This is a genomic window from Candidatus Symbiopectobacterium sp. (genome assembly GCF_020054415.1).
GTDB lineage: Bacteria > Pseudomonadota > Gammaproteobacteria > Enterobacterales > Enterobacteriaceae > Symbiopectobacterium.
Genome location: NZ_JAHWCO010000727.1, coordinates 1 through 2563, shown reverse-complemented (window position 1 = coordinate 2563; position 2563 = coordinate 1). Strand labels below are relative to the sequence as shown.

The 2563-nt window shown below is 51.2% G+C and carries 6 protein-coding genes; 4 read left to right on the top strand and 2 right to left on the bottom strand.

Translation table 11 applies throughout. The annotated features are described in order from the left end of the window. Nucleotides 1-187: 187 nt before the first annotated feature. Together QZ506_RS20890 and QZ506_RS20885 are read right to left on the bottom strand one after the other, a co-directional pair. Nucleotides 188-367 carry a hypothetical protein gene (locus QZ506_RS20890; RefSeq protein ID WP_291973647.1) on the bottom strand — a complete coding sequence of 60 codons (180 nt, stop codon included), beginning with the start codon at nt 365-367 and terminating at the stop codon, nt 188-190. Between the two features lie 49 nt (nt 368-416). Further along, the gene (locus tag QZ506_RS20885) at nt 417-617 is read right to left on the bottom strand and encodes a hypothetical protein (RefSeq protein WP_291973644.1); all 201 of its coding nucleotides are present in this window, start codon (nt 615-617) and stop codon (nt 417-419) included. Between the two features lie 178 nt (nt 618-795). On the opposite strand from QZ506_RS20885, the gene QZ506_RS20880 reads away from it, so the two are divergent. Genes QZ506_RS20880 through QZ506_RS20865 form a run of 4 tightly spaced genes read left to right on the top strand, consistent with a single transcriptional unit; the run spans nt 796 to nt 2378 of the window. Continuing rightward, nucleotides 796-1785 carry a DNA cytosine methyltransferase gene (locus QZ506_RS20880; protein WP_291973642.1) on the top strand — a complete coding sequence of 330 codons (990 nt, stop codon included), beginning with the start codon at nt 796-798 and terminating at the stop codon, nt 1783-1785. Continuing rightward, nucleotides 1782-1952, top strand: coding sequence for a hypothetical protein (locus QZ506_RS20875; RefSeq protein WP_290605461.1), 171 nt, complete (start codon nt 1782-1784; stop codon nt 1950-1952). The genes QZ506_RS20880 and QZ506_RS20875 overlap by 4 nt, the downstream gene beginning before the upstream one ends. Then, complete coding sequence (locus tag QZ506_RS20870) at nt 1949-2182, top strand: hypothetical protein (RefSeq protein WP_291973640.1); 234 nt, start codon at nt 1949-1951, stop codon at nt 2180-2182. The genes QZ506_RS20875 and QZ506_RS20870 overlap by 4 nt, the downstream gene beginning before the upstream one ends. 16 nt (nt 2183-2198) lie before the next feature. Continuing rightward, nucleotides 2199-2378: a hypothetical protein gene (locus QZ506_RS20865; RefSeq protein WP_291973638.1), complete on the top strand. Its 180-nt coding sequence runs from the start codon at nt 2199-2201 to the stop codon at nt 2376-2378. The last annotated feature ends 185 nt before the right edge of the window (nt 2379-2563 follow it).

The window sequence follows — 2563 nt, the reverse complement described above, 5'->3', positions numbered from 1 at the left end:
GAGATTGTGGGCGGCAATATGGATTAACTGCAGGTATTTTTGTCGGGTCATCGGTGGCGTCCTTTATCGTCGTGGTTGAGGTCAGGGTTCCTTATGCGATGGGCAAAAAATAATCCTTCGGGGTTTGAAGGATTATAAAATTAATATCGATATTATACAATTGAATGCAGTAAATGCCGCTTTTTCGCTATGACTTCTTCACGCAAATTGCCCTGGCATCCATATCCTTGAACGTTTCAAATTTTTCCGCAAACACTCTGGCGGTCTGTTGACAGGCGGTCTCCGTGTCAAATTCCTGTGTATGCAGGGAGGAAAAAGCATTATCGCTATAAGGACTGGCGTATAGGGCTAAAATTAATATCCACATGGTGATGTCCTCCTCGTTAATCGGCGGGTTTATTGAGGGTGTGTGGCGTTTATGGCGAATTTGCCGTGATACCTCTTAGTGGCACGACATCCCAGTTAAGTACCCAGACGCTATACGGCTGTCCGCAGTGTGGGCAGGCCAATAGCAGGTCAATTACCCACTCGCCGCTTTCCGGTTGTTGGGTGATCTCGGCCTGTGTAGGATTCAGGTGAAGGGTTGCCTGATGGCAGCTGATGCAGGTAATACTCATAACGGGTTTTCCTTATCTAAGTCGACGATGAGTTCGGCCAATATCTCGAAGGCATTTTGAAATTCACAATACGCGGCGGCAGAATGGTCTGCCCGCAGGTGATGCATTGCGCGGTTTATGTGCCTTTCAATTTGGCGTCGCAGATGTTTTATTTCCTGATAGCTCAGGAGGTGCAGTAATGCGCGCCTGGTATAACGACACTGACCCCTGTGTGGGGCAGTGGCTGCGAAACCTGATAGCCGCCGGTCATATTGCCCCCGGCGATGTTGACGAACGCTCCATTGAGGAGGTGAACCCTGATGATTTACGAGACTATACCCAGTGCCATTTCTTCGCCGGTATCGGCACCTGGTCATACGCCCTGCGAAAAGCCGGATGGACCGATGACAAACCCGTGTGGACAGGCAGTTGTCCGTGCCAGCCTTTCAGCGCGGCAGGCAAGGGAAATGGGTTTGCTGATGAGCGGCACTTATGGCCCGCGTTCTTCCACCTCATCCAGCAGTGCAAACCTGGCGTTATCTTTGGTGAACAGGTTGCAGGCAAAGACGGACTCGCATGGCTCGACCTTGTACAGACTGACCTGGAAGCAGAGAACTACACCACAGCAGCGCTCGATTTATGCGCTGCGGGCTTCGGTGCGCCGCACATCCGACAACGACTTTACTGGGTGGCCGACGCCCACTACGCGGGACGGAAAGGATGGCAGGGAATGCCCGAATGTGCCGCTCAATGCCCTACTGGGGAGGGTGGTGTGGTTAACGGGCTGGCCAACACCGACCGCCGGCAACACGAAAAATGCCTATCAGGACTGGAAGAAGGTTTTAGCACGGAAACGCGCAGGGAGACAGTCCAATTTACAAGACGTTGCCTGTCTGACAGGAGGGTCGCCAATGACGCCACCTGTCCGACTCACGGCTTCTGGCGAGAGGCTGACTGGCTCTGCTGCCGGGATGGAAAGTGGCGGCCAGTTGAACCCGGCACACGCCCGCTGGCTGATGGGATTACCAACATAGTGGGACGACTGCGCGCCTACGGTAACACCCTAAATGCGCCACAGGCCCAGAGCTTCATCGCTGCCTGTATGTGCGCCCTCACCATGGGCACCACTAAAACAATCCCACCGTCAGACGTCATTATTACGCCCTTTGAGCAGGAGGTCAGTGCATGAGCTATCAGGAAATAAAACATCTGCGCCGTCAGATTGAAAAACGCCTTAACCGTGCCATGCATCATCTTCAGGCAGACCATTCTGCCGCCGCGTATTGTGAATTTCAAAATGCCTTCGAGATATTGGCCGAACTCATCGTCACATTAGATAAGGAAAACCCGTTATGAGTATTACCTGCATCAGCTGCCATCAGGCAACCCGACACCTGAATCCTACCCATGCAGAGATTACTCAACAATCGGAAAGCGGCGAGTGGGGGATTGACCTCATCCTGGCCTGCACCCATTGCGGACAGCAATATGGTGCCTGGGTACTTAACTGGGATGTCGTGCCACTAGAACGTATCACGGCAAATTCGCCATTGACGCCCCACAATGTCAATAAACCCGCCGATTAACGAGGAGGACATCACCATGTGGATATTAATTTTAGCCCTATACGCCAGTCCTTATAGCGATAATGCTTTTTCCTCCCTGCATACACAGGAATTTGACACGGAAACCGCCTGTCAACAGACCGCCAGAGTGTTTGCGGAAAAATTTGAAACGTTCAAGGATATTGATGCCAGGGCAATTTTCGTGAGGAAGTCATAGCAAAAAATCAGCATATGAACCATTCAATTGTATAATATATATTCATTTTATAATCCTTCAAACCCCGAAGGATTATTTTTTGCCCATCGCATAAGGAACCCTGACCTCAACCACGACGATAAAGGACGCCACCGATGACCCGACAAAAATACCTGCAGTTAATCCATATTGCCGCCCACAATCTC